Annotated in this window: 22 protein-coding genes and 1 pseudogene; 11 read left to right on the top strand and 12 right to left on the bottom strand. The window is 32.0% G+C overall.

What is annotated here, in order from left to right; all coding sequences use genetic code 11:
- Nucleotides 1-124 precede the first annotated feature (124 nt).
- Nucleotides 125-1,465 carry a GH1 family beta-glucosidase gene (locus ACY3JO_RS09555; RefSeq protein WP_463084762.1) on the top strand — a complete coding sequence of 447 codons (1,341 nt, stop codon included), beginning with the start codon at nt 125-127 and terminating at the stop codon, nt 1,463-1,465.
- A gap of 18 nt (nt 1,466-1,483) precedes the next feature.
- On the opposite strand, the gene ACY3JO_RS09550 is transcribed toward ACY3JO_RS09555, so the two are convergent.
- From ACY3JO_RS09550 to ACY3JO_RS09525, 6 genes and pseudogenes are all read right to left on the bottom strand, one after another.
- A complete protein-coding gene (locus ACY3JO_RS09550) occupies nt 1,484-2,620 on the bottom strand; it encodes a putative DNA modification/repair radical SAM protein (protein WP_463084761.1) in 1,137 nt (378 codons plus the stop codon).
- A gap of 215 nt (nt 2,621-2,835) precedes the next feature.
- Nucleotides 2,836-3,186 carry an FtsB family cell division protein gene (locus ACY3JO_RS09545; protein ID WP_463084760.1) on the bottom strand — a complete coding sequence of 117 codons (351 nt, stop codon included), beginning with the start codon at nt 3,184-3,186 and terminating at the stop codon, nt 2,836-2,838.
- Nucleotides 3,164-4,909 carry a pyruvate kinase gene (pyk, locus tag ACY3JO_RS09540; RefSeq protein ID WP_463084759.1) on the bottom strand — a complete coding sequence of 582 codons (1,746 nt, stop codon included), beginning with the start codon at nt 4,907-4,909 and terminating at the stop codon, nt 3,164-3,166. The genes ACY3JO_RS09545 and pyk overlap by 23 nt, the downstream gene beginning before the upstream one ends.
- Nucleotides 4,888-5,127, bottom strand: coding sequence for a hypothetical protein (locus ACY3JO_RS09535; RefSeq protein ID WP_463084758.1), 240 nt, complete (start codon nt 5,125-5,127; stop codon nt 4,888-4,890). Before ACY3JO_RS09535 ends, pyk begins: the two co-directional genes overlap by 22 nt.
- Nucleotide 5,128: 1 nt before the next feature.
- Nucleotides 5,129-5,287: pseudogene (locus tag ACY3JO_RS09530) on the bottom strand (bifunctional metallophosphatase/5'-nucleotidase); the annotation flags it as partial.
- 29 nt (nt 5,288-5,316) lie between these two features.
- Nucleotides 5,317-5,664, bottom strand: a complete 348-nt coding sequence (locus tag ACY3JO_RS09525; protein WP_463084757.1) for a 5'-nucleotidase C-terminal domain-containing protein — start codon at nt 5,662-5,664, stop codon at nt 5,317-5,319.
- A gap of 52 nt (nt 5,665-5,716) precedes the next feature.
- On the opposite strand from ACY3JO_RS09525, the gene ACY3JO_RS09520 reads away from it, so the two are divergent.
- Entirely contained in the window at nt 5,717-5,989 is a 273-nt protein-coding gene (locus ACY3JO_RS09520) for a hypothetical protein (RefSeq protein ID WP_463084756.1), read from the top strand.
- Between the two features lie 366 nt (nt 5,990-6,355).
- On the opposite strand, the gene ACY3JO_RS09515 is transcribed toward ACY3JO_RS09520, so the two are convergent.
- The 4 genes from ACY3JO_RS09515 to ACY3JO_RS09500 are packed head-to-tail and all read right to left on the bottom strand — an operon-like array spanning nt 6,356 to nt 10,055.
- Nucleotides 6,356-6,652 carry a hypothetical protein gene (locus tag ACY3JO_RS09515; protein WP_463084755.1) on the bottom strand — a complete coding sequence of 99 codons (297 nt, stop codon included), beginning with the start codon at nt 6,650-6,652 and terminating at the stop codon, nt 6,356-6,358.
- Between the two features lie 38 nt (nt 6,653-6,690).
- Entirely contained in the window at nt 6,691-7,929 is a 1,239-nt protein-coding gene (locus tag ACY3JO_RS09510) for a DUF401 family protein (RefSeq protein WP_463084754.1), read from the bottom strand.
- Nucleotide 7,930: 1 nt separating this feature from the next.
- Entirely contained in the window at nt 7,931-8,827 is an 897-nt protein-coding gene (locus ACY3JO_RS09505; RefSeq protein WP_463084753.1) for an AEC family transporter, read from the bottom strand.
- Entirely contained in the window at nt 8,793-10,055 is a 1,263-nt protein-coding gene (locus ACY3JO_RS09500) for an MFS transporter (RefSeq protein WP_463084752.1), read from the bottom strand. Before ACY3JO_RS09500 ends, ACY3JO_RS09505 begins: the two co-directional genes overlap by 35 nt.
- A 112-nt stretch (nt 10,056-10,167) precedes the next feature.
- Between ACY3JO_RS09500 and argF the strand changes: the two genes are divergently transcribed.
- Both argF and ACY3JO_RS09490 read left to right on the top strand, forming a co-directional pair.
- A complete protein-coding gene (gene argF / locus ACY3JO_RS09495) occupies nt 10,168-11,097 on the top strand; it encodes an ornithine carbamoyltransferase (RefSeq protein WP_463084751.1) in 930 nt (309 codons plus the stop codon).
- A gap of 38 nt (nt 11,098-11,135) precedes the next feature.
- The gene (locus ACY3JO_RS09490) at nt 11,136-13,139 is read left to right on the top strand and encodes a protein kinase domain-containing protein (protein ID WP_463084750.1); all 2,004 of its coding nucleotides are present in this window, start codon (nt 11,136-11,138) and stop codon (nt 13,137-13,139) included.
- Here the strand turns inward: ACY3JO_RS09490 and ACY3JO_RS09485 are convergent.
- On the bottom strand, nt 13,136-13,597 hold the full coding sequence (locus ACY3JO_RS09485; protein WP_463084749.1) for an FHA domain-containing protein: 462 nt from the start codon (nt 13,595-13,597) through the stop codon (nt 13,136-13,138). The genes ACY3JO_RS09490 and ACY3JO_RS09485 overlap by 4 nt on opposite strands.
- Before the next feature lie 148 nt (nt 13,598-13,745).
- Here ACY3JO_RS09485 and ACY3JO_RS09480 point away from each other — a divergent pair, with 148 nt between their 5' ends.
- The 7 genes from ACY3JO_RS09480 to argH are packed head-to-tail and all read left to right on the top strand — an operon-like array spanning nt 13,746 to nt 23,966.
- Nucleotides 13,746-14,939, top strand: coding sequence for an argininosuccinate synthase (locus ACY3JO_RS09480; RefSeq protein ID WP_463084748.1), 1,194 nt, complete (start codon nt 13,746-13,748; stop codon nt 14,937-14,939).
- Complete coding sequence (argC, locus tag ACY3JO_RS09475; protein ID WP_463084747.1) at nt 14,932-15,942, top strand: N-acetyl-gamma-glutamyl-phosphate reductase; 1,011 nt, start codon at nt 14,932-14,934, stop codon at nt 15,940-15,942. The genes ACY3JO_RS09480 and argC overlap by 8 nt, the downstream gene beginning before the upstream one ends.
- A 17-nt stretch (nt 15,943-15,959) precedes the next feature.
- Nucleotides 15,960-17,135, top strand: a complete 1,176-nt coding sequence (gene argJ, locus ACY3JO_RS09470; RefSeq protein ID WP_463084746.1) for a bifunctional glutamate N-acetyltransferase/amino-acid acetyltransferase ArgJ — start codon at nt 15,960-15,962, stop codon at nt 17,133-17,135.
- A gap of 9 nt (nt 17,136-17,144) precedes the next feature.
- Complete coding sequence (locus ACY3JO_RS09465) at nt 17,145-18,308, top strand: aspartate aminotransferase family protein (RefSeq protein WP_463084745.1); 1,164 nt, start codon at nt 17,145-17,147, stop codon at nt 18,306-18,308.
- Nucleotides 18,305-19,378: a glutamine-hydrolyzing carbamoyl-phosphate synthase small subunit gene (gene carA, locus ACY3JO_RS09460; RefSeq protein ID WP_463084744.1), complete on the top strand. Its 1,074-nt coding sequence runs from the start codon at nt 18,305-18,307 to the stop codon at nt 19,376-19,378. The genes ACY3JO_RS09465 and carA overlap by 4 nt, the downstream gene beginning before the upstream one ends.
- Nucleotides 19,379-19,392: 14 nt before the next feature.
- Entirely contained in the window at nt 19,393-22,560 is a 3,168-nt protein-coding gene (gene carB / locus ACY3JO_RS09455; RefSeq protein WP_463084743.1) for a carbamoyl-phosphate synthase (glutamine-hydrolyzing) large subunit, read from the top strand.
- A complete protein-coding gene (argH, locus tag ACY3JO_RS09450; protein ID WP_463084742.1) occupies nt 22,524-23,966 on the top strand; it encodes an argininosuccinate lyase in 1,443 nt (480 codons plus the stop codon). Before carB ends, argH begins: the two co-directional genes overlap by 37 nt.
- On the opposite strand, the gene ACY3JO_RS09445 is transcribed toward argH, so the two are convergent.
- Nucleotides 23,956-24,948, bottom strand: coding sequence for a DUF128 domain-containing protein (locus tag ACY3JO_RS09445; protein ID WP_463084741.1), 993 nt, complete (start codon nt 24,946-24,948; stop codon nt 23,956-23,958). The genes argH and ACY3JO_RS09445 overlap by 11 nt on opposite strands.
- Between the last annotated feature and the right edge of the window lie 8 nt (nt 24,949-24,956).

The raw sequence follows: 24,956 nt of genomic DNA, 5'->3' as shown, positions 1-24,956 counted from the left end.
TTTTTGGAAAATCAAGTACTATAATATATTTTTTTAATTATTACCCTCTTTCCAAAAACTTTTTGCTTTAGTAATATATCAAGGGTTATATATAGTATAGAATTTTAAAGAAGGAGGATAAGAGATGCAAGAACTGTTATTTCCTAAAGGGTTTTTATGGGGAGCTGCAACAGCGTCTTATCAGATAGAGGGAGCTTGGAATGAGGATGGAAAAGGAGAAAGTACTTGGGATAGGTTTTCTCATACTCCAGGTACTATTTATCAAGATCAGAATGGAGATGTGGCTTGTGATCATTATCATTTGTGGGAGAAAGATGTGGATTTAATGAGTTATATTGGGCTTAAGGCTTATAGATTCTCCATTTCGTGGCCAAGAATTTTTCCAGAAGGAAAAGGGAAGGTGAATCCAAAGGGTTTAGCCTTTTATGATAAGCTTATTGATAGACTTCTTGAGAAAGGAATAAAACCTGCAATAACTTTATATCATTGGGATTTACCTCAAGCTCTTGAGGATATTGGTGGTTGGTTAAATAGAGATGTTGCAAAATATTTTTCTGAATATGCTTCTTTTCTGTTCTATAAATTTGGAGATAGGGTTGATTTATGGATTACATTAAATGAGCCTTGGGTAAATGCATTCTTGGGTTATGGTTGGGGTGTACATGCTCCAGGGAAAAGAGATATGAAAGGGGCATTTATTGCAAGCCATAACTTTCTTTTAGCTCATGGTTATGCTGTCCAGATTTATAAAGAAGAAGGATATAAAGGAAGCATTGGTATAACTATTAATGTTGCTCCTGTATACCCTGAGAAAGATACAGAGGAGAATTTAATAGCTGTAGAAAGGCATGATGCTTTTTCAAATAGATGGTTTTTAGATCCTATTTTCAAAAAGTATTATCCTGAAAGTGCTTGGAAGGTTTTAGAGAAAACACCTTGGGTTTTTAAATTTGAAGAAAGAGATTTTGATATTATATCTCAGCCTATAGATTTTATTGGAATTAATTACTATACCAGGAGTATTGTAAAAGCAAATTCTGAAGATCCTTATACAGGAATAAGTAGAGTGCAAGGTGATGGTGAAGTTACTGCTATGAACTGGGAAATATATCCTGATGGGCTTTATGATATTTTAGTTCAGTTATATAGCAGTTATAAAATTCCAATTTATATTACTGAAAATGGTGCAGCCTTTGATGATATCTTGCAAAGTGGTAAAGTTAATGACATTAAGAGAGTTAATTATTTGAGAGAACATATTAAGAGGGCTTATTTTGCTATAAGAGATGGTGTAGATTTAAGGGGATATTTTGTATGGTCTTTAATGGATAATTTTGAATGGGGGCATGGATTTAGCAAGAGGTTTGGGATTATATATGTTAATTATGAAAATCAGGAAAGAATATTAAAAGAGAGTGCCTATTTTTATAAAAGGATAATTGAGCGAAATGGATTAGAAGATTAGCAAGTTAAAAGCCCTTCCTCATAAAAGAGTAAGTTGATTTTTAGAAGAGGAAGGGCTTTTTCCATTTATAAGAATGAAATTTTTGCACTTTTCTATTGGAACTCCTATTTTCTTTAATTCTTTTAAATCTTTTATCTTTTTTTCTCTTCTTGCTTTGATTATTCTTGAAGCAAAGGCTGGACCTATTCCAGGAATTCTTATGAGTTTATCATATGGTGCAGAGTTTATCTCTACAGGGAAAAATTCAGGATGGTTTTTAGCCCATACTGTTTTAGGATCTTCATCCGTAGGTAAATTTCCATTCTCATTAAACACAAGTTCTTCTATATCAAAACCGTATTTTCTTATTAGAAAATCAGCCTCATATAGCCTTACTTCTCTCCAAGTAGAAGTAGGTGGAAGATCAGATAAAGGAGTAAGGGGAATAGGCTGAAAGGCGCTAAAATAGGCTCTTGATAAATGATAATTTTTATAGAGACTGAAGGTAAGGTTAAGAATTTCTTTATCCCTTTCTTGTGATGCACCAACTACAAATTGAGTTGTTATACCTGCTTTTGTCCTTAACCCCTTTTTATATAATTCTTTTAAAGTTTCTAATTTTTGAAGAAGAAAATTAAAATTCTTTTCAGGCGCAATCTCTTTTAAATATTTTTCTGATGGGGCTTCCAAATTTATAGAAATTCGATCTGCGTATTTTATAGCGGTCTCTATATAATCTAAAGAAGATTCTGGGAGTATTTTTAAATGAATATATCCTTTAAAATTGTGAACTTCTCTGAGTATTTCTACCGATTTCAGCATTTGTTCCATAGTATATTTAGGTGATTTAGTTATTGCAGAACTTAGAAATAATCCATCTACTAAACACTTTCTATGAAGTTCTAAGAATAATCTAACAAGCTCATCTGCTGTAAGAGTTACTCTTTGAAATGGTCTATTAGCTCTGTTAGCACAATAATAACAGTTGTGGATACAGTCATTTGAGAGTAAAATTTTTAAAAGTCTTACTGTCTTTCCATCAGGAAGGACTGTGGGATAGATCCAACCACTTAAGGATGGCTTTCTTTTTATAGCTTCTTGAGAACATAAAAAGGACCCACATAGATCGAACTTTGATGATTCTGCTAATATTTCGATTTTATCGCTTATATGCATTTTGTCACCTATGAGGGTCCTTTTTTAAAATAAGAAAAATAAAAAAATATCAATTAGGCTTTTTTAAGCTCTTTTAAAAGTAGCTTTATTCTTTCTTTTTTCCTTTTTTCTCTTGCCTTTCTTCTTCTCCTCTTAAGTATTACTCTCCACTGTTTTCCCATTTCTTTCACCCCTGCTATAGGTTTAGTTTTATCAAGTGATATTATATCAAAATACTACTTTTTAAAAAGACCTATTATTTTATCCCAAAAATTTTTTTCTTCTTTTCTTTCAATTATTAAGATAGGTTCTTCATTAGGTTTTGCCATGAAAAGTTTTTCCCTTGCAATTTTCTCTATTATATATGGATCATCTGTATTGTAAGCTATCTCTCTTAATTCTTTAACTTTTTTTTCAAGGACTGATTTTCTTTGATAAAGTTCCTTTAGTTTTTGGGAGTAAGTTATATAATCTCTAATCCCCATATATATAGATGGGCTTAGATATAGAAGAAAAAGAACTAAAAGTGTTTTATTTGTAGGATTTCTTTTCTTTCTTTCCTTTTTAAGATATTCTTGCCACCCCACGGTATATTACTCCCCTTTCAGGGTCTATGGTGATAATCTCATTATCTCTTAATTTTTCAAAAAGATTTTTGGTTCCAACTATTATCCCTAAACCCTTACTCCTCCATGGGATTAATGATGGTTGAATTTTTTCATCTTCAATAATGAGACCAACTAATTTGTCAAGGAGAGGTTCTATCTCTTGATCATAAGACTTTATCAATAATATGGCTCCATCTATATCTTTACTAAGAACTTCTTTAGCATTTTGGGCTAATATAACCTTAGCGGTTTTGGAATCTCCGCCAAGTCCATGTCCTTGTCCTATGATATCACTTATTACATGTACCTTTATAAGATTTGTCATCCCAGAGATTCCCATGGGTATACCAGCTGTAATTACAACTGTGTCTCCTCTTTTAACATATGCTTTCTGAAGAAGTAATTTGGTGGATTTTTCAAACATTTCATCGGTAGTGTAAAAAATCTCAGTTAAAAGTGGAATTACACCCCAAGATAGGTTGAGTCTTCTTCTTACTTCAGGAAAGTGGGTGATGGCAAATATGGGAGCATTGGGTCTATATTTTGATATTTGTCTTGCTGTAAAACCACTATGAGTAGCTGTTACAATAGCTGAAGCTTTTATTTCTTTGGCTATTTGGCATGTGGAGAAAGTTATAGCTTTAGTTATAGTAGTATTACAATCTGTTTCTTTTAAGAAATCGTCATATGGAAAGCTTTCTTCAACTTTCTTTGCAATTTTATCCATCATTTTTACGCTTTCTATAGGATATTTACCCATCGCAGTTTCGTTTGATAACATAATAGCATCAGTACCGTCTAATATGGCATTTGCCACATCACTTACTTCTGCTCTTGTAGGAGTAGGATTACTTACCATAGATATTAACATTTGGGTGGCTGTAATTACAGGTTTTCCTGCTAATCTTGTTTCCTTTATTATTCTTTTTTGAATTAAGGGTACTTCCTCATTTGAAATCTCTATTGCTAAATCTCCTCTTGCTACCATTATAGCATCTGCTACTTCTAATATTTCTTTAAAATTATTTACTGCTTCTCTTTTTTCAATTTTGGCTATTACAGGAATTTTGGCATCATATAATTCAAGGAATTCTTTTAACTCTATGATATCGGAAGCTCTTTGCACAAAGGACAATGCAATGTAATCTACCTTGTTTTCGATGCCAAATATGGTATCTTTTTTATCCTTCTCTGTAAGAGGTGAAACTCTTAATTTAGAGTCTGGGAAATTAACTCCTTTTCTTTCTGAAAGATAATTCCCATGAATAATTCCACATACTAATTTGTCTTCTTTTTTATCCAAGACTTTCAATTCTATAAGTCCATCATCTATAAGTATTCTATCTCCAATATTCACATCCTCTAATAGATAGGGATAGTTAACATAAAGAATTTTCTCGTTGCCTATAATTTCCTTAGGAGTAAGATAGATTTCTTCTCCATCTTTAATAAATATTTTGTCCTTTTCTAATTCTCCTATCCTTATTTTAGGTCCTTGAAGGTCTTGAATAATAGGAATTGGCTTGTCTAATTCTTCTGAAAATTTTCTTATGAGTCTTATTCTTTCTCCATGGACGCTATAATCTCCATGGGAGAAGTTTAATCTTGCTACATCCATACCTACTTTAATAAGTTCCTTTAATACTTCTTCTTTTTCACTGGCAGGACCTATTGTACATACTATTTTGGTCTTTCTAAACAACTTTTTTCCCTCCTTTGTTTAATATATATTTTAGCATTATCTGAAAGAGCTCCTTCTAATCCAATCTCAAAACCATCTTCATTAACGACAATATATTCCCCATCTATGCATTTTTTATAAATATCCATGTCATAAGAAATCAGGGCATGCAAGTAAAGCATGCCCTGAAATACTTCTAACAATTTATTATTTACAAAAACCTTAATCTTTTCTTTCAAATTACTTTATAATTATACTCCTTCCTTCCACCTTTGGATTTATAGGAGAATGTTTTTTCAAGTATTCTACAAAAACATCTCTTAACATATCTCCGTAACCAATGATTTTGCCTCTTGTGAAAGCTATAAATTTGTCTCCACCTGTAGCAAGAAAATCATTGGTTACTACTCTATAAACCTTGTTTAAATCTAAGGGTTTTCATTCCCAACAAAGACCTCCATCACCCTTGATCCTATTGGTCTTGTCATATTATATTTTACTCTAATTCCTGAAGTTTGTAAAATACCCTTTTCTAAGGTAGCGCTTTGTTCTAAAAGATCTAATATGTCTTTTCCTGTTAGATCCATTATTACCAATACATTATCAAAGGGAAGTAGAGTATATACTTGTTCCATTGCTATTTTCCCCTTAGGAATATCTATTCTTATGCCACCGCTATTTTGGAATGCAATTTGGGCATTACTTGCTTCTAACATTGCATCACATATTGCATTACCTACGTTTGATTCTTCATTATAATTTCTTACAAGATCCACAAGAGTTTCCCCTACAATTTTAGAAAATTCTTCTTTAAGTTGAGCATTATATTTGTCAATTATTTCGGCTACCTCAGGATCATATTTATCCTCGGGTCCTGCAAAAACAGTTTTTAGCTCTTTTTCTTTTGTAAAACCTAAAATTAAACCAGTTTCGGGTTGTACTTTTAAATCTAAAACCCCTAAATATATACCATTGTATCCTGCTTGTACAATAATTGTTCCTCTAACTATTACAGGATCTGTAACTACTGTATGGCTATGTCCTCCTACTATTATATCAATTCCAGGAACCTTTTCTGCAAGGGCTTTATCTGCATCGTAACCTAAGTGGGATAATACTATTATTAAATTGGCTCCTTGTTTTTTACTTCCCTAATTAAATTAGGGAGTACTTTTTCAGGTTCTATAAAAGTTAAATCTTTAACATAATCAGGTTTTACTATATAAGCAGTTTCAGTAGTTGTAAGTCCTATTATTGCAATTTTTAGACCTTTTCTCTCAATAATGATATAGGGTTTAACATTTGGAAGATATATTTCATCTTTTAAATATATTTCCCGCTAAAAAGGAAAAATTAGAAGATTTTATCCATTGTTGCAGAGCATCTTGTCCCCAATCAAATTCATGATTTCCAATGGTCATGGCATCAAACTTTAGATAATTCATTATTTTAATAGCGGGTTCGCCTTTAAATATATTTGATATAGGGGTACCTTGGAACATATCTCATATCTCCAGCAGAAAAAAGTATGGTGCCTTCTGGATTCTTAGCTCTTTCTTTGTTTATCATATAGGCTAAATAGGCTCCACCACCTATTGGAATTTTCTCGTTAATGCTTTTCACAATGTATGGTAGAAGTCTTCCATGAAAATCATTAATGTGGAGTATCTTTATATCTATTAAATTGGAAGTTTGAGAGAAAGAGAGGCTAATAAGAAGAAATAAAATCAGTAGGAAAAGAAGGGTTTTTTTTAAATACCTCATTGTTTTTTAAATCCTCCTATGGAAATATTATGTTTTTATTATATCAAAAATCTTAAAAATGTAAAAATTCCAAGTAAAATTCCACTTTTCATTATATACTTGTAAACTTTATTCCAATCAGCATTAAAATATTCCCTTGTAAGAACTAAACAAAGATGCATAGGAGATACCATTACTCCTAAATATCCGCTTAAGAATGCCAATAAGATGTATTTTAATGGATTAACATATGGAAGCATTCCCATTAATATTGGAAAGCTAATTCCAATAGAAGCAGAGGTAACCCCAGTTAATATGCCAACTATAAAGGGTATCAAAAAGAAAATAAGAGGAGTTGGAATGAAAGAAAAGTTAAGTAAATAGGCAATATCTGATACTGCTCCTGTAACTTCTAACATTTTTTTGAAGATCATTACTCCTAATATCAAGGTTAGATTCTGTGGTTTTATTGAAGTCTTTAATGTATTAAAAATTTGGTGTATATCAAAACGAAATATAACAAAAAGCAAAATAACAATTCCTAAAAGAACATATAAAAGATCAAAATGAAGAAAGATTACAGCAAAGATTAATATCAAAATAGGTAGGAAAGAGATTATAAAATCTTTAACGGGATTTTGAGAAACTGATATTTCTTGATTTTCTAAATTTTGATTTTGAACTTGTTCTAAGGAATAGATATCTTTAGAAGGCATTTTATAAAAGGAAAAAAGTAAACCTATAGCAAGTACGAATAATCCATAGGGTAAGGCTTCTTTTACAAGGATGTTTATAGGAGTTTGGGTTAGAGCTGAAATCAATATAATTCCTGGGTATATAGGTAGAAATGGTTCCCATATATGCCTGAACCAATAATTTATATAGCTCTTTCTTTCAGGTTCTAAATTATCATTGTCTGTTGATTCTTCTATGAAAGGTGCAGAAAAAAGAGCTCCGCCTACAGATGGGAGAAGGCCCATTATGATTGGCATAGATATTAAACGAATTTTATCATCTTTAATCAAACTTTTTAGTGAATTAACCATTTTTTTTAATACTTCTTTTTCTTTTAATATAGATTCAAATACTGCTATGAGATATAGGATTAAAAGAAGACTAATAGTATTCCAGTCTTTAACTGCTTCAAAAAAGGATTTTAAAATAGTATTTGTGGATAGGCCAAAGCTTATACCCATAATTATGCTTCCACCTAAAAGTGCCCAATGAAGAGGGAATTTTTTGGATATTAATACTACAATAATACCAAAAATAATGGTTACCTTTAAGAAAGCTATCATCTTATATCACCCCTATCCATAAGTTTAGTGTGATAAGAGAAATTAACGTAGAATAAATTATTACATGGGAGGCGAAAGCAGAGTCCAAATCAAATTGTAAGGCAAGCACTAAGGCTGTGAGCATGGATGGCATAGCGGATTCTAATACAGTGACTTTATAGGGTACATCGGTTATTCCTAATACTCTTGAAAAGATTAAAGCAAGAAAGGGAAATAAGAGAAGTTTTAAGGTAATACCTGAGATAATACCTAATGTGGATTTATTGTTTTTTTGTGGTTTTGAAAAGGATAAACCTAAAAGAAACATCATGAGTGGTGTTGTGGCTTTTCCTAATATGGAAAGACTATCGATTAAAAAATCAGGAAGTTTATAGGGAGAAAGTATAAATCCTAAAATTAATCCCCATAAGGGGGGATTATTTAATACTTTTTTTATTGTAAAGTTAAGATTTACTTTCTGAACACTTAGCAAACTTATCAAGATAATACCTATTGTGTATATAAAAATAATCATACCCAATTGATCATAAATGATAGCAACGGTTAAACCTTGATTTCCATAAAGTTTCTCCATAATAGGATATCCAAGAAAGGTTACATTACCACCCACACTTACAAGAAAAAGGCTTCCAATAGTTTTTTTGTTTAGATTTAATCCAAAACCTATAAGTAAAGCAAGAATACCAGTTATGATACTAACTATCCATTCCACAATTACTACTTTATATAATGAAATTTGTGGGGGGTTAGTGTAGATAGAATAAAATACTAAAGCAGGTAAAGAAAAGTTGTATACGAATTTTGAAAATATCTCTCTATCTTCTTCTCTAAATATCTTATATTTGGAGATAAATCCTAATAAACTAATTAGAATCAGAGTTATTAATGTTTTTGACATTTTTCTTTGGATCCTCCACTTTATATACGAAATATAGAATATTTATTATTCCTAAAAGGAGAAAGCAATGAAAAAGAAAGTAATATCCTTTTGTATCTGCAATTTTTCCTGCCAAAATAGGAGCTATAAAGGAAAAAGGGGCAAAAATAAGGTTGATAGATCCTAAATAAAGTTCTCTTCTTTGGGAAGGGGAAAGATCAAGTATAAAGGCTAAATCTCCAATGTAGAAAGCACTATTTATGATTCCGATAAAAATATAAACCATATAGAAAGAAATTATATTATTTGCAGTTAAGAGAAGGATAAGAGATATTATTGTTGAAATTCTTCCCAAAAGGAGGGTTATCTTGTGACCAAATTTATCTCCTATGGGGCCTATGATAAAGGATGAAAGAGCTTGAGAAATTAAAAGGATACCTGTAAAATCTGCAACTATCTTATCTGGAATTTTAAATTGTTTTACAGAGAAAACTGATACAAAACTGATAAAGGATAATGAAAAGGTGTTTAGAATTCTTGAGATTGTATAATTTCTAAAATTTTTATCTTTAAAGACTATCTTTATACTTTTGATATACTCAGTGAGGGAGGTATCTTGAACTTCATTTTCGTCAGGTTCCTCTCTGGTCAAAGATAGGAAAACAAAGGATATTAATAGAGCTATTCCAGCACAAAGGAAAGAATAGCCAAAGTTTATTGGAAATTGATAGGTAGAAAGGAAATATCTCGCTAAAAAAGCACCTCCAATCCCCATTATAGCTCCTAAACCATTTCCCATTGCGAAAAAGGTTCCTCTTTTACTTGGATGTATTACCTTACTTATCATGCTCATCCAAGGAGGTCCTAAAAATCCCATCGAGAATGTTGCAATGGCAAGTAAAAATAATGACAAATATAAAGAAAGTTTTGGAAAAGGAGATGCTAAAAAGAAAGCTATAAAAGACATAAAAAGATATGGAAGTCTTTCTCCCATGGTTACTTTTAATACTAATTCTATTTTTATTTTATATCTTTCTGAAGCTCTTGCACCTAATATGGCTGGTATTGCCCATCCTAAGTTTGCAATTGCAGGAATTAATCCAATCTCAAGATTTCCAGCACCTAAATTCTTGGCAAATAAGGGTAAGAGGGTCTGAATAGAACCAAAGGTCATTCCCAAATTAAAGAATGCATTATCTATGGCATTTACTATAAAATTCCAGCTATAATCCTTTTCTCTTAGACTCATAGCTTTTATAATATCAAATTTTTAATCTTCAGATAAGACTAATATTAAATGAAAAATTTAATGTATAATTTAAAATTAAGTAAAATAATTATTTGTTGGGAGGATTATTTTTATGGGATACATGAAGGGAAGAGACCTACTTTCTATTTTGGATCTTTCAAAAGAAGAAATGGAGTATATATTTTATCTTGCTAAAAGTTTGAAAAGTGATTTTCTTTCTGGAAAAAAACAGCATGATTATCTGAAAGGAAAAACGGTAGCTTTATTTTTTGAAAAACCATCTACTAGGACAAGAATATCTTTTGAGGTAGGAGTATATCAATTGGGAGGACATCCCCTTTATCTTAATGCTCAAGATATGCAATTAAAGAGAGGGGAAACAATTTCTGATACAGCGAGGGTACTTGAAAGATATGTGGATGGTATAATGGCAAGGGTTTATCAACATTCAACTTTAGAAGAGTTAGCAAAATGGTCTAATATACCGGTGATAAACGGGCTTTCTGATTTGGAACATCCATGTCAAGTTATTTCTGATTACTATACTATTTTTGAAAAAAAGGGATATAAAAAATTAAAGATAGTTTATCTTGGAGATGGAAATAATGTGGCTAATTCATTAATTTTGGCAGGAGCTCTTTTAGGTATGGAGATAGTATGCTCATCTCCGAAAGAATACTATCCTCCTTTAGAGGTTATAAGAAAGGCTGAGGATTTGGCTATGAAAACAGGTGGAAGTGTGAAAATTATAGAAGATCCCAAAGAAGCAGTGAAAAATGCTGATGTTTTATATACAGATGTATGGGTAAGTATGGGACAAGAGGAAGAGAAAGAGTTAAGGAGAAGGGTTTTTCCTCCATATCAGTTAAACAAAGATCTTGTTAGTTTGGCAAAAGATGATGTTATAGTAATGCATTGTCTTCCAGCCCATAGAGGTGAAGAGATTACAGATGATGTTATGGATGGGGAACATTCGGTGGTTTTTGATCAGGCAGAAAACAGGTTACACATACAAAAAGCTATTTTGGCTTTGTTTATTTGATGCTTTTTAAAAATTCATTTTTAATGTAAAATATTTCTATGAGAAGGGTTTTCATTAAGATAGGTATACTTTTAGTATTCTTTGTATTACTCTTAGGTTTGTCCTCTTTAACCTTTTTTAAGGTATGGGAGAAACAAACTATAGATCTAAGATTTCATATTAGGGGAGAGACAAAACCCTCAGAAGATATTGTTATTGTTGGTATAGATGATAACTCAATTGAAGGTATTGGAAATTGGCCTTGGGAAAGATCTATTCATGGTAGATTTCTTGAAGTTCTAAAAAAAGAAAATCCTAAGCTTGTAGTTTTTGATATTTTGTTTGATATCAAAACAGCTAAGGATACCGTATTGGCTAAAAGCTTGAAATCCTTTAAGAAGGTTGTTTTATCTAATTATTTATATACTTATTTTGATAAAAGGCTTAATATAAGTCTACTTTCTCTAAAAGAACCGGTAGATATAATAAAGGAAGCTTCTCTTGCTACGGGTTATAGTAATGTATTAATAGATGACGATAATAAGGTCAGAAGGGCAAGACCTTATGAGGTGAATGAGGCAGGTATTAAACACTATTCATTACCACTTGTGGTTTATGGAATAGTTAGAAATGAATTTCCATATAAGTATATTTATAAATTACCTGATTTCTTTTATATAAATTTTAGGGGTGGAGAAGGATCATTTAGATATTTTTCCTATATAGATGTTTTAAATGGGAGATTCACTCCTAATACTTTTAAGAATAAGATTATTTTTGTGGGAGCTGTTTCTCCTATGTTAAAAGATACTTTTCTCCATCCTTTTTCGGGATATTTATCCCCTTCTGGAAAATCATATTCATATATGCCGGGTGTAGAAATCCATGCTAATATTCTTGATAATTTGTTAAATAATGATTATTTTGAAACCCTAATCTTCCCTTTAATTCTAATAATTAATTTTCTTTCTGTATTTTTTACAGGTATTTTTTTAGGTAAAAAGATGGTTTTGAATGTTTTTATAACTATCTTTTTTATCTTATCATATTTTGGACTTTCTTATTATTTGTTCTTGAAACATATTATAGCTCCTGTGGTTTCTCCTTCTCTTGGGATGGTATTGGGTTTTTTAGGAAATTTGGTATATCAGAGTATACTGCCTAAGGAAAGATTAGAAGGAATTACTATTAAGAAAAGATATAAAATATTGAAAAAACTAGGATCTGGGGGTATGGCTTCAGTTTATTTGGCAAAAGATTTAGTTACTAAGAAGGATGTTGCCATAAAAATACTTCATCCCCAATATGCAGAAGATAAAGAGGTCTTAGAAAGATTTTATAGAGAAATACAAGTATGTAAAGATCTTGATCATCCAAATATTGTTAAGGTGCTTGATCATGGAGAAGAGGATGATTATGTATTTATGGTAATGGAATATGTGTCAGGAAAAGATTTGAAGAAAATTATGGAGGAGAAAGGTCCTATACCTGTGGATTTAGCAGTGGAAATTATAAAGAAGGTAGCTTGTGCTCTTTCCTATGCAAATTCAAAAAATATCGTACATAGAGATATAAAACCTCAAAATATTATGATAACTAATGATGGTAAGGTAAAACTCATGGATTTTGGAATTGCCCGAATAGGGGGACTTGTAACATTAACTCAGACAGGCGTTTTTATGGGTACTCCTCAGTATGCATCTCCGGAACAGTTAGAAGGTAAAAAAGTAGATATTAGATCTGATATTTTTTCCTTAGGAATAGTTTTTTATGAAATGTTAACTGGATTATTACCTTATGCTGAAGAAACAACTATTTCTCTTATGTTAAAAAGATATCAAGAAGAGTTAGCAGATGTAAGGAGTATCGATCCCAATATACCTGAGGGAATAGCTATGATTATTAAAAAAATGACTGCTCGTTTTCCAGAATTTAGATATCAAACTCCAGAAGAATTAATTGATGACCTCAATAGAGGTTATCCTTTACATCCTTATGAAGAAAAAAATATTGCATCTTCAGATACAATTATAAGAAGGGATACAGATAAAAAAGATAATTAGAGGCATTTAAATACTAAAACCACATCTCCTAATTGTATGATATCTCCATCATGTAAAAGTTCCTTGTTAACTTTTAATCCATTTACCATTGTTCCATTAGCACTTCCCAAATCCTCTATAAAATATTTATCCTCACTTCTCATTATTTTTGCATGAAATCTTGATACTGTGGGATTAACTATTACAATATCATTTTCCTTTTCTCTTCCAATAGTTGTTTCATCTTTAATAATTTTAAAATCTTTACCTCTATCTTCTCCATGTTTTATGATTAGGTATGCCCAGTTTATAGGAAGAATTGTAGCATCCAATTTCATAGTGTTAGAAGCACTAGCTATTACATCATCTTTACTCATCTTTTGAATATTGATTTTTACTTTTTCCTTTTTTCTCAAATAAATATCATATACTAATAGTGCGATAAAGATTACTAATAAAATAACCAAAAAAATATTCAATTTCCTTCCCCCTTTCCTTTAGGTCTTTGTTTTTGATTATATAAGAAAAATCGAAAATTGACAATGATTGTTAAAGTTTGTTAAAAGAATGCATAAATTTGCATTTTTATGTTATAATTTTTCAAAATTGGTTGAGAGGTATATGGTTATGAGTAAAGATAAAGTAGTGCTTGCATATTCTGGAGGGTTAGATACCTCTGTGGCCATAAAATGGCTTATGCAAAAATATTCTTTAGATGTGATAACTTTAACGGTAGATATTGGGCAGGGGATAGATTTGGAAGAAATAAAGAAAAAGGCTGAAAATTTAGGGGTAGAAAAGGCTTATGTTCTTGATTTAAAGGAGGAATTTGTAAATGATTATATAATTCCTGCTATAAGAGCAAATGCTATGTATGAAGGAGTTTATCCTCTTGCCACAGCTCTATCAAGACCTCTTATTGCTAAATATTTAGTTAAAGTGGCAAAGGAAAATGGAGCAAAGTATGTAGCTCATGGGTGTACTGGAAAAGGAAATGATCAGGTTAGAATAGATCTTGGGGTGAAGGCATTAGCACCAGATTTAGAAATTATTGCTCCAGTTAGGGAATGGAATTTTTCGAGAGAAGAAGAGATAGATTATGCAATAGAGAATAATATACCTATACCTGTTTCAAGAAAAAGTCCTTTTAGTATTGATGAGAATTTGTGGGGAAGAAGTATAGAGGGTGGAATTTTAGAAGATCCATGGCAGGAACCTCCAGAGGAAATTTATCAATGGACAAAATTAAAGAAGGAGGAACCATCTTATATTGAAATTACTTTTGAAAAAGGGGTACCTGTGGACTTAAATGGTGAAAGAAAAAATCTATTACAAATAATAGAAAATTTGAATGAGATTGTTGGTTCATATGGGATAGGAAGAATAGATCATATTGAAAATAGACTTGTGGGAATCAAATCTAGAGAAATTTATGAGGCACCCTCTGCGGTGGTAATAATAAAGGCTCATGAGGCTTTAGAAGATATGGTATTACCAAGAGAACTCGCACATTTTAAAAAGATTCTTGAGGAGAAATATGCTGAACTTGTATATTATGGCCTTTGGTTTGATCCTTTTAGAGAAGCTATTCAAGCCTTTATGGATAAAACTCAAGAAAGAGTCACAGGAAAAGTAAGAATAAAGCTTATGCCTTGGAATTTCTCTGTAGTAGGAAGAATGTCTCCCTACTCTTTGTATGATCATGGGCTTGCTACTTATGATAAAGGAAGCACCTTTTCAACTGAGTCAGCAGTAGGTTTTATAAAACTTTTTGGACTTCAGAATTATCTATATGCATTAAGGGGAAACCAAAATGATTAGAGTAGGTATTGTAGGTGCTTCTGGATATGTAGGACAAGAACTTACTCGGATCTTGTTGAGACATGGAAAAGTAGAAAAAATCTGTCTTTTTACTGATCATTTTGATAGTGCTGATATATTTAGAAGTCACAAGTTAATAATAAGGGAAAGAAAAGATTACCAAGAATATGTGGATGATTTAGATTTATTCTTTTTTGCTCTTGGAAATGGGGAGCTTTTAAAAATTTTATCAGAAAATAGAGTTCCAGAAAGATTCATAGATTTAAGTGCAGATTTTAGATTTAAAAATCCTTATGAGTATGAGAGAATTTATGGTATAAAACATACATTACCTAATGTATTAGAAGAAGTTGTATATGGACTTCCAGAGATTTTTAGAAAAGAAATAAAAAAGGCAAAATATATTGCAAATCCTGGATGTTATCCTACTGCTTCTATTTTAGGGATATATCCATTGATTAAGGAAGGAAAGACTTTTGGATCTGCAATTATAGATGCAAAATCTGGGATTTCAGGTGCAGGTAGAAAACCTTCTGATAAAAATATATATGGAAATATTGCAGAAAATTTTCAGGCTTATTCTATTCTAAATCATAGGCATCAGTCTGAAATAGAGAATGTGATTAAAGAATTTGGTTATATAAAAGTTTTATTTGTACCTCAACTTTTGCCAACCTTTAGAGGTATATTTGCTTCCATATATGTACCTTTAAATGAAGAGATATCTTCTGAATATCTTTTTGAAATGTACACGAATATATATAAAGATGAACCTTTTATTAAAGTTCTTCCTCCTTTTACTTCCCCAGAAATTAAGAAAGTAAGAGGGACGAATTGGGTATTTATAAGTGCTCAAGTAGATAAGAATACTAAAAATGCACTAATATTTGTGGCTATAGATAATTTGATAAAGGGAGCTGCAGGACAAGCAGTACAAAACATGAATATTATGTTTGGTTTTTCAGAGGAAGAAGGACTTGATTTTTTACCTTTATATCCATAGATTAAGGAGAGATAAATATGGTATGGAAATTTGATGAAATTTATATGACTGATATAAATAGTGTAAAAGCAGCAGGTGTATCCTGTGGCTTAAAAGAGGATAATAAATTGGATCTTGCTCTAATTGTGCTTGATAAACCAGTTTTCGCTGAAGCTATGTTTACTAAAAATACTGTTAAGGCTGCTCCTATTATTGTTTCTAAGAGGCATTTAGAAAAGTATGGCATGATCCAAGCAATTGTTATAAATAGTGGGCAGGCAAATGCATGTACTGGAGAAAAAGGAATAAAGGATGCAGAGATGATGGCAGAAAGAGTTGCCCAAAATTTAGGTATTGATAAGGAATTAGTTTTTGTGGCATCTACAGGTAAAATAGGAGCATATCTGGAAATGGAAAAGATAGTTAGTGGAATTGATATGGCATGTAAGGTTTTATCTAAGAATTCAGGAAGAGAAGTGGCTGAAGCAATTATGACTACGGACACTTTTCCCAAAATGTCATCTGTTAAATATGGTGATGTAATAATATCTGGAATAGCAAAAGGAGCAGGTATGATTCATCCTGATATGGCAACCATGTTGGTTTTTATAGGCACAAATGCTAAATTGGAAAAAGATGCTATGAAGAAAGTTCTTAGAAGAGGTGTAGATAAATCATTTCATCAGATAAGTGTAGATGGATGTACCAGCACAAATGATACGGTTCTTTTTTTTGCTACTTCAGAAAAGGAAATTAAAGAGAATATTTTTCAAAAAGGATTTGACATGTTAACTGAAGATTTGGCAAAGATGATAGCAAAAGATGGAGAAGGAGCCACTAAATTGATTGAGGTTAGAATTGAAAAGGCGGAAAGTTTGAAAAAAGCAAGGGTTTTAGGAAGAGCTGTTATTACTTCTAATTTAGTAAAAGCTGCTTTTGCAGGTGGGGATGATAATTGGGGTAGAATGTTAGCAAGTATTGGTCAAACAGGATACAACATCGATATAAAAAAGATAGAGCTTTATATTGGTGAATATTTAGTTTTTGCAAAAAGTGAACCTTTAAGGTATAATTCTCAAGAAGTCAAAAATTATTTAAAGAATAGGGAAGTTATGGTGCGTATAGTACTAAATGAAGGTAGATATAATGCAGTTTCATGGGGCTCAGATTTGACGGAGGAATATGTAAAAATAAATGCATATTATAGGACATGAGGTGGAAAAATGGAAGATAGATTTTTTCCTATTTATAAAAGGTTCAAGCCTGTCTTTGTAAGGGGTGAAGGTGTTTGGCTTTTTGATAGCAATGGAAATAAGTATCTGGATTTAAGTAGTGGTATTGGAGTTAATGCTTTAGGACATGCCCATCCTCATATAGTTGAAAAGGTCAAAAATCAGATAGAAAAATTAGCTCATGTATCAAATCTATTTTATAATTTACCGCAGTTTGAACTTTTAGAAAGACTTGCCTCCCTTACAAAAAGGGAGGCATTTTTTTTATCTAATAGTGGGGCTGAGGCTGTTGAGGTAAGTATTAAATTGGCTCGTAAGTTTTTCCAGGGTAAAAAGTGGAAGATTATAAGTATGCAAAATTCTTTTCATGGTAGAACATATGGTGCTTTATCCGCCACTGGACAAAAGAAATATCATGAGGGTTTTGAACCTTTAGTACCTGGATTTACTTATGTCCCTTTTAATAATATAGAGGTATTAGAGGAGGCTATAGATGAGGAAACATGTGCTATTATATTGGAACCTATACAAGGTGAGGGCGGTGTTTATCCAGCTGACAAGGAATATCTTAAAAGGGTAAGAGGGATAACTAAGGAAAAAGGAATTCTTCTTATCCTTGATGAGATTCAGACTGGAATAGGAAGAACAGGATATTTTCTGGCTGAGGAGTTCTATGAAATACAAGCAGATATAATTCTTCTTGCAAAAGCTTTAGGGGGAGGACTTCCATTAGGAGCTGTTTGTACCACTAAAGATATAGCAAGTGCTATGACTCCTGGCAGTCATGGAACTACTATGGGAGGAAATTTAGTTGCTTGTTCTGCTGGAATTGCAGTACTGGATACTATTGGCAATGAGAAATTTTTAAGGGGGGTTAGGGAGAAGGGTTCCTATCTTCAAGGGAAACTTCTGGAGTTAAGAAACGAATCTCCATTGATAGTGGATATAAGAGGTAGGGGATTAATGTGGGGGATAGAGTTAAAGATTAAAGTAAGAGATATTTTGGAGGAGTTAATTGAGAAGGGTGTGGTAGCCTTATCCGCAGGTGAAAATGTCCTAAGACTACTTCCTCCTCTTATCATAGAAAAAGAAGAAATAGATTATGGCCTTTCCAAAATAAGAGAAGTTTTATTAAAGAGGAGTGAAAACTTATGAGCAAAGAGGCTATTCTTGTTTTAGAAACAGGCCATAGTTTTATTGGAGAAAGTTTTGGATATAAAGGAGAAACATTAGGTGAGATAGTTTTTAATACCAGCATGGTGGGATATCCCCAAGTACTTACTGATCCATCATATGCCAATCAAATAATAGTCTTTTCCTATCCTTTAATAGGAAATTATGGGATAGATTCTGAAAGATTGGAAAGTAATAAGATTCATTGTGCAGGTGTTGTTGCAAGAGAATTTAATGATTATAAATTTCATTGGAATAGTGATAAATCCTTAGAGGAATTTTTAATAGAAAATAGGATAATTGGTATCCACAAAATAGATACAAGGGCTATAGTTCGTGAAATAAGGAAATTTGGCACTATGAAAGCTATTATTTCTACCGAAGAGAAAGACCCCTTTGTGTTAGTTAAAAAGCTTGGAGTTTATGATTTTAATTATTTAGATCTTGTAAGAAGGGTTACTACTACAATTCCTTACGAAATAAATGAGGACGGGTGTAAGAAAGTTGCACTGATAGATTTTGGAGTAAAAAGAGGCATAATAAGAGAGCTTCTAAAGTATAATTTAAGAATAAAAGTTTTTCCAGCATGGACATCCTTTGAAGATATTAAAAGCTATAATCCAGATGGAATAGTTCTTTCAAATGGTCCTGGAGATCCTTCCAATGTTCCATATGTACAAGAGACTATAAGGAGAATATTAAAACTGGAAAAACCGATTCTTGGTATATGCCTTGGAATTCAACTTCTTTCATTAAGTGTGGGGGCTCGAACCTATAAGTTAAAATTTGGACATAGAGGAGCCAATCATCCTGTTTATCATGTGGACTCTGGAAGAACTTTTATAACTTCTCAGAATCATAGTTATGCCGTTGATGATAGAACTCTACCACCAGGTTTTGAAGTAAATTACTATAATCTTAATGATAATACGGTGGAGGGAATAAAGCATAATTCCTATCCTTTAATAGCTGTACAGTTCCACCCTGAGGCATCTCCTGGACCATGGGATACAAAATATATTTTTGAGGATTTTTACAATTTAATCTCATAGTGAGGTGAAAGGGATTGTCTAAAAAGTATAAAAAAGTACTCGTGATTGGTTCAGGGCCAATAGTTATTGGTCAAGCTGCAGAATTTGATTATTCAGGTACCCAAGCTTGTAGAGCTTTAAAAGAAGAAGGGATTGAAGTAGTACTTATAAATTCTAATCCTGCAACAATCATGACAGATTGGGAAATGGCAGATAGGATCTATATAGAACCTATTACTGCTGAAGTGGTAGAAAGAATTATTGAAAAAGAAAGACCAGATGGTATAATTGCTACTCTTGGTGGACAGACAGGCTTAAATTTAGCGATGGAACTTGCATCTAAAGGGGTTATTGATAAATATGGAATTCCTCTTTTAGGGGCCTCTCTAGAATCTATAAGTATGGCGGAGGATAGGGAACTTTTTAGAAAGAGAATGGAAGAGATTGGTGAACCCGTTTTACCAAGTATTGTTGTAAGATCCATGGATGAAGGAAGAAAAGCTTTAGAAGTTATTGGGCTTCCTTTAGTGATAAGGCCAGCTTATACCTTAGGGGGTACTGGTGGGGGAATAGTGGAAACAGAAGAAGAATTTGAAAAAGCGTTGTTGAGAAGTTTAAAGTTGAGCCCTGTAAGTCAAGCCCTTCTTGAGAAAAGTGTAGTAGGTTGGAAGGAAATAGAGTTTGAGGTAATGAGAGATAGAAAAGGAAATGTAATAACAGTATGTAGTATGGAAAATATTGATCCTATGGGAATTCATACTGGTGATAGTATTGTTGTGGCACCTACCCAGACTCTTAATGATATAGAATATCAAATGCTTAGGAGTGCTTCTTTGAAAATTATAACAGCTTTGAAGGTTGAAGGGGGATGCAATATTCAATTTGCTTTAAATCCATATAAAAGGGAATACTTTGTGATTGAGGTTAACCCAAGAGTAAGCAGATCATCAGCGTTGGCTTCAAAAGCCACAGGTTTTCCAATAGCCAGAATTACAGCTAAGATTGCTCTTGGAAAAACTTTAGATGAAATTAAAAATCCAGTAACTGGAGAAACTTACGCAGCTTTTGAACCTACATTAGATTATGTTGTAGTTAAGATTCCAAGATGGGGATTTGAAAAATTTAAAGTTAAAAATAGGAAACTTGGTACGCAGATGCAAGCTACTGGTGAGGTTATGGCTCTGGGTAGAACTTTTGAAGAAGCTTTACTTAAAGCTTTAAGGTCTTTAGAAGTTGAAGTAGGATTGTTTGATAGAAGATTTTCTTATATATCAGATGAAGAGATAAGACAGGGATTAAAGAGTGCAGATGATAGAAGATTATTCCTTATAGCTGAAGGATTTATAAGAGGTTATTCCATAGATGAAGTTCACGATTTAACTAAAATTGATAAATTTTTCTTAACAAAAATTTATAACCTCATAGAAATATCCAAAAAATATAAAGATAAATCTCTTAATGAAATTACACCTGAAGAGTTAAAGGGTTTGAAAAAGATTGGATTTGGAGATTATGATTTATCATGTTTTCTTAGGGCCACTAAGGAAGATATTTTTGCCTATAGAAGACTTCACAAAATCTTTCCTGTATATAAGATCGTAGATACTTGTGCTGCCGAATTTTCTGCTAACACTCCTTATTACTACTCCACATATGAGGATGAAAATGAGGCTCAGAAAAACCCACAAAGATCAGTAGTGGTCATAGGTAGTGGACCTATAAGAATAGGACAGGGAATAGAATTTGACTATTGTACAGTCCATGCAGTTAAGGCAATAAGAGAAGAGGGACTTGTTTCTATAATGATTAACAATAATCCTGAGACGTTAAGTACAGATTTTGATATGTCTGATAGACTTTATTTTGAACCTCTTACAAGTGAAGATGTGACTAATATTATGGAACAGGAAGAACCTCTTGGATTTATCTCCCAATTTGGAGGGCAGACAGCTATAAACTTATCTAAGAATTTGGAAAAAAGAGGGTTTTATCTACTTGGTACTTCTCAAAAGAGTATTGATTTGGCAGAAGATAGAGAAAAATTTGATAGATTTTTAAGGATGAATAAAATACCACGACCTAAAGGATTTTATATAAGAAGCTTAGAAGAGGCAAAAGAGGTAATAAAAGAGATTGGTTTTCCTTTATTATTGAGGCCTTCATATGTTTTGGGTGGTAGGGCAATGATAATTGTAAAAGATATGGAAACTTTGGAAAGTTATTTTAAAAGAAGGGATATAATTCTTCCCTTATGGATGGATCAGTTTATTGTAGGTAAGGAAGCAGAGGTTGACATACTCTGTGATGGCAAGGAAGTTTTTATTCCGGGAGTTATGGAGCATATTGAGAGGGCAGGAATTCATTCTGGAGATAGTACCGCTGTCTTTCCACCTTATTCTCTATCAAAGGAAATCATAGATACTATAGTGGATTACTCTACTAAAATAGCTTTAGGACTTGAAGTTAAAGGACTTTTAAATATTCAATATGTGATCTCTGATAAGACAAACGAAGTATATGTTTTAGAAGCAAATCCAAGAGCATCAAGGACTGTACCCTATTTAAGTAAAGCATTAAAACTTCCATTAGTTAAATATGCAACTAAAATTGCTTTAGGGTATACCATAAGAGAGCTTGGCTTAAAACCTGGCCTTTATTCAAAACCAAATTATTATGCTATTAAGGCTCCTGTATTTTCCTTTACCAAGATTAAAGGCGCCGAAGTAGAGCTTGGCCCCGAAATGAGATCTACAGGTGAAGTTATGGGAATAGATTATGAATGGGCTAAAGCTCTTTATAAGGCTCTTTATGCCAGTGGTATTAAAATTCCAATAGATGGAGGGAAAATATTTGTAACCTCAGTTTTCTCAGCCCCATGGGAAAAACTAATTTTAAAGGGTTATAAACTTTATTCTCTTGAAGATAAAGAAGGATTTATAAAAATGAATTTCAAGGATGATGAAATGTCTACCCTTGCATCTTACGAATTCGACCTTGTTATTGCTATAGACGATAAGGATAAAGTTTGGAGAAGAGCTTGTTATGATATTGGGTTGCCATGTATTGTTACAGAGGATATGTTTAATGCAGTTATAAAAATGCTTGATGAATTTGGAGATTTGGATATAGATTATAGAGCTATTCAAGATTTTTATAAGGAGGAAGTATGGCTCTCTGGGGAAGCCGTTGGAGAAAATCATTAGATAAAGCTGTAGAAGAATTTACTTATTCTTTGGATTTTGATAAAAGGCTATTTAAAGTTGATTTAATTGGTACTTTAGCCCATGTATTAATGCTTAATAAAATTGGTCTAATAACAAATTGGGAGATAAAAGTTTTAGTAGAGGAAGTTAAAAATCTTTATGAATTGTTAAAAAAGGATATTTATAATATAAAGGATAGTGAAGATATTCATACGTATATAGAAGAAAATCTAATCCAAAAAATCGGTGATATAGCCAAAAAGATACACTCTGGAAGGAGTAGAAATGATCAAGTTGCGTTAGATTTGAGGCTTTACTTAAGAGAAGAAGCATATGAACTTTCTCAATTGATCTTGAAAATTAGAGAAAATCTTTTATATATAGCGGAGAAATATATAGATTTTCCTATGCCTGGTTATACTCATCTACAAGAAGCACAGCCAGTCTCTATAGGGCACTATTTTTTGGCTTATGATTCAATGTTTGCAAGAGACTTAGAAAGATTGGGTGAACTCTATAAAAGATTGGATGTAATGCCTCTTGGATCTGGAGCTTTAGCAGGAAGTAATCTACCACTTGATAGATATTATGTAGCAGAAATTTTAGGGTTTTCAGAAGTATCAGATAATAGTATGGATTCAGTGGCTGATAGGGATTTTGTGGCTGATTTTATATATTTTTCATCTCTTGTTTTTACTCACCTATCTAAGCTTTCTGAAGAGATCGTCATATGGTCTACACAAGAATTTTCTTTTATTAGACTTCCAGAAGAATACTCCACAGGTAGTAGTATGATGCCTCACAAAAGAAATCCTGATGTAGCTGAACTTACCCGTGGAAAAACAGGAAAGATTATAGGTAACCTTGTGAATATTCTAACTATTTTGAAGGCTTTACCCTTAAGTTATAATAGAGATCTCCAAGAAGATAAACCTGCAGTTTTTTTGGTGATAGACGAATTAAAATTGGCATTAAAAGTATGGAGTAATTTTATACTGAATTTAGAATTTAATATGGATAAAATAGAAAAGATTTTAAGAAATGATTTTCTCTATGCAACTGATATAGCAGAATATTTAGTCTTAAAAGGTATGCCCTTTAGGGATGCTCATAAAACGGTGGGAGAAGTAGTAAAGTATTGTGAAGATAATTCAAAGAGTTTTAAGGAACTTAGTATAGATGAATGGAAAAATTTTTCTCCCCTTTTTGACGAAGAAATTTTTAAATTATTAAATCCAGAAGAAAGTATTAAATCTAAGAAAACATGGGGAAGTCCTAATCCATCTTTAAATAGAGAGGTAATAAAAAAGAAAAGACAGTCTATAGAAGATCAAAAATTAAAATGGGAGCTTATAAAAGATAAATTGCCAAGCATAGACAAGATTATCGAAAGAATTATTTTGTAACATCCTTAATAGGTACAAGATCTTCATATTTATAAAGTATACTCATAGCTTCATTCATAGCATCGATATTTGATTCAATAACTCCTGCTAATGGGTTTAAACCTCCTATAATTACTAAACCTGTAGATCCTTGGGTTACTGGGATACCAAATAGCTCTTGGTTAGGTTTTCCCAAATAGATTTTACCTTTTATTCCAAGATCTCTTATTTCTTCTATAACTTTCTCAGTCTCATCCCTTGCTGTGTTTGGGAGTTCTCTAAATGTTGCAAGTACTTTACCTTCTCCATTTTTAACCACAGATAATATAGATGTCATTCTACTTTTAATAAATACTTCTAAAGGATCTAAAGTAGAACCGTTATAATTTATGGCTTCTAAAAATCTAACTGGCTCATGATTTTTAACTTCCAATACCCCACCAAATTTAGCATCTAAAGGAATGCCTCTTTTTAATAAAATTCCATGTATTGTTACACTGCATACCGTACCAACAATTACTTTTTTTTCTGGAACAATTATACCAGGGACAATTTCTTTCTCCTCTTTGTCAAAGATGATTATTTTGTCGCTTACTCCATATCCTTTTTTAAGGATCTCTTTTATAATTTGAAGGGATTTTTTGAGGTCTTTTTTATTGATTATAGATAAGTTTAAAATCACATTGCCTTTTCCACTTTTATCTAAGGTTACTTGATAAGCTAAATTTAGAATTTTACTAATAATAAATCCTAACTTATCTGCAACTAAAGCTTTTTTGATTTCTTCTCTACCTTTATCTGTTATGATTCTTCCTTTTTTACCATCTACTTTGGTTAAGCCCCTTTCGTCCATTATCTTTAGGTGATACCTAACTGCTCTTTCGGATAGTTCTATACCTTTTTCTACCAATTTTTTTGATATAGTGTTAGCTCCTACAGGTTCGGTATAGTTATTTAATATTTCAAGAATTGCAACTAATTTTCTTTCTATATCTTTATTCATCTCTTATC

This window comes from Dictyoglomus sp. LHC4, from assembly GCF_055181355.1.
Note: the sequence above shows the minus strand (reverse complement) of the source record. Positions and strands in the feature narration are given on the sequence as shown.

Coding starts and splice junctions, on each gene's coding strand:
- argH (WP_463084742.1), top strand. CDS start 22,524: ATGGCTCTCTGGGGAAGCCGTTGGAGAAAATCATTAGATAAAGCTGTA.
- ACY3JO_RS09515 (WP_463084755.1), bottom strand. CDS start 6,652: ATGAGGTATTTAAAAAAAACCCTTCTTTTCCTACTGATTTTATTTCTT.
- ACY3JO_RS09465 (WP_463084745.1), top strand. CDS start 17,145: ATGGAAGATAGATTTTTTCCTATTTATAAAAGGTTCAAGCCTGTCTTT.
- argC (WP_463084747.1), top strand. CDS start 14,932: ATGATTAGAGTAGGTATTGTAGGTGCTTCTGGATATGTAGGACAAGAA.
- ACY3JO_RS09555 (WP_463084762.1), top strand. CDS start 125: ATGCAAGAACTGTTATTTCCTAAAGGGTTTTTATGGGGAGCTGCAACA.
- argF (WP_463084751.1), top strand. CDS start 10,168: ATGGGATACATGAAGGGAAGAGACCTACTTTCTATTTTGGATCTTTCA.
- ACY3JO_RS09550 (WP_463084761.1), bottom strand. CDS start 2,620: ATGCATATAAGCGATAAAATCGAAATATTAGCAGAATCATCAAAGTTC.
- ACY3JO_RS09490 (WP_463084750.1), top strand. CDS start 11,136: ATGAGAAGGGTTTTCATTAAGATAGGTATACTTTTAGTATTCTTTGTA.
- ACY3JO_RS09510 (WP_463084754.1), bottom strand. CDS start 7,929: ATGATAGCTTTCTTAAAGGTAACCATTATTTTTGGTATTATTGTAGTA.
- ACY3JO_RS09500 (WP_463084752.1), bottom strand. CDS start 10,055: ATGAGTCTAAGAGAAAAGGATTATAGCTGGAATTTTATAGTAAATGCC.
- ACY3JO_RS09505 (WP_463084753.1), bottom strand. CDS start 8,827: ATGTCAAAAACATTAATAACTCTGATTCTAATTAGTTTATTAGGATTT.
- ACY3JO_RS09445 (WP_463084741.1), bottom strand. CDS start 24,948: ATGAATAAAGATATAGAAAGAAAATTAGTTGCAATTCTTGAAATATTA.
- argJ (WP_463084746.1), top strand. CDS start 15,960: ATGGTATGGAAATTTGATGAAATTTATATGACTGATATAAATAGTGTA.
- ACY3JO_RS09480 (WP_463084748.1), top strand. CDS start 13,746: ATGAGTAAAGATAAAGTAGTGCTTGCATATTCTGGAGGGTTAGATACC.
- carA (WP_463084744.1), top strand. CDS start 18,305: ATGAGCAAAGAGGCTATTCTTGTTTTAGAAACAGGCCATAGTTTTATT.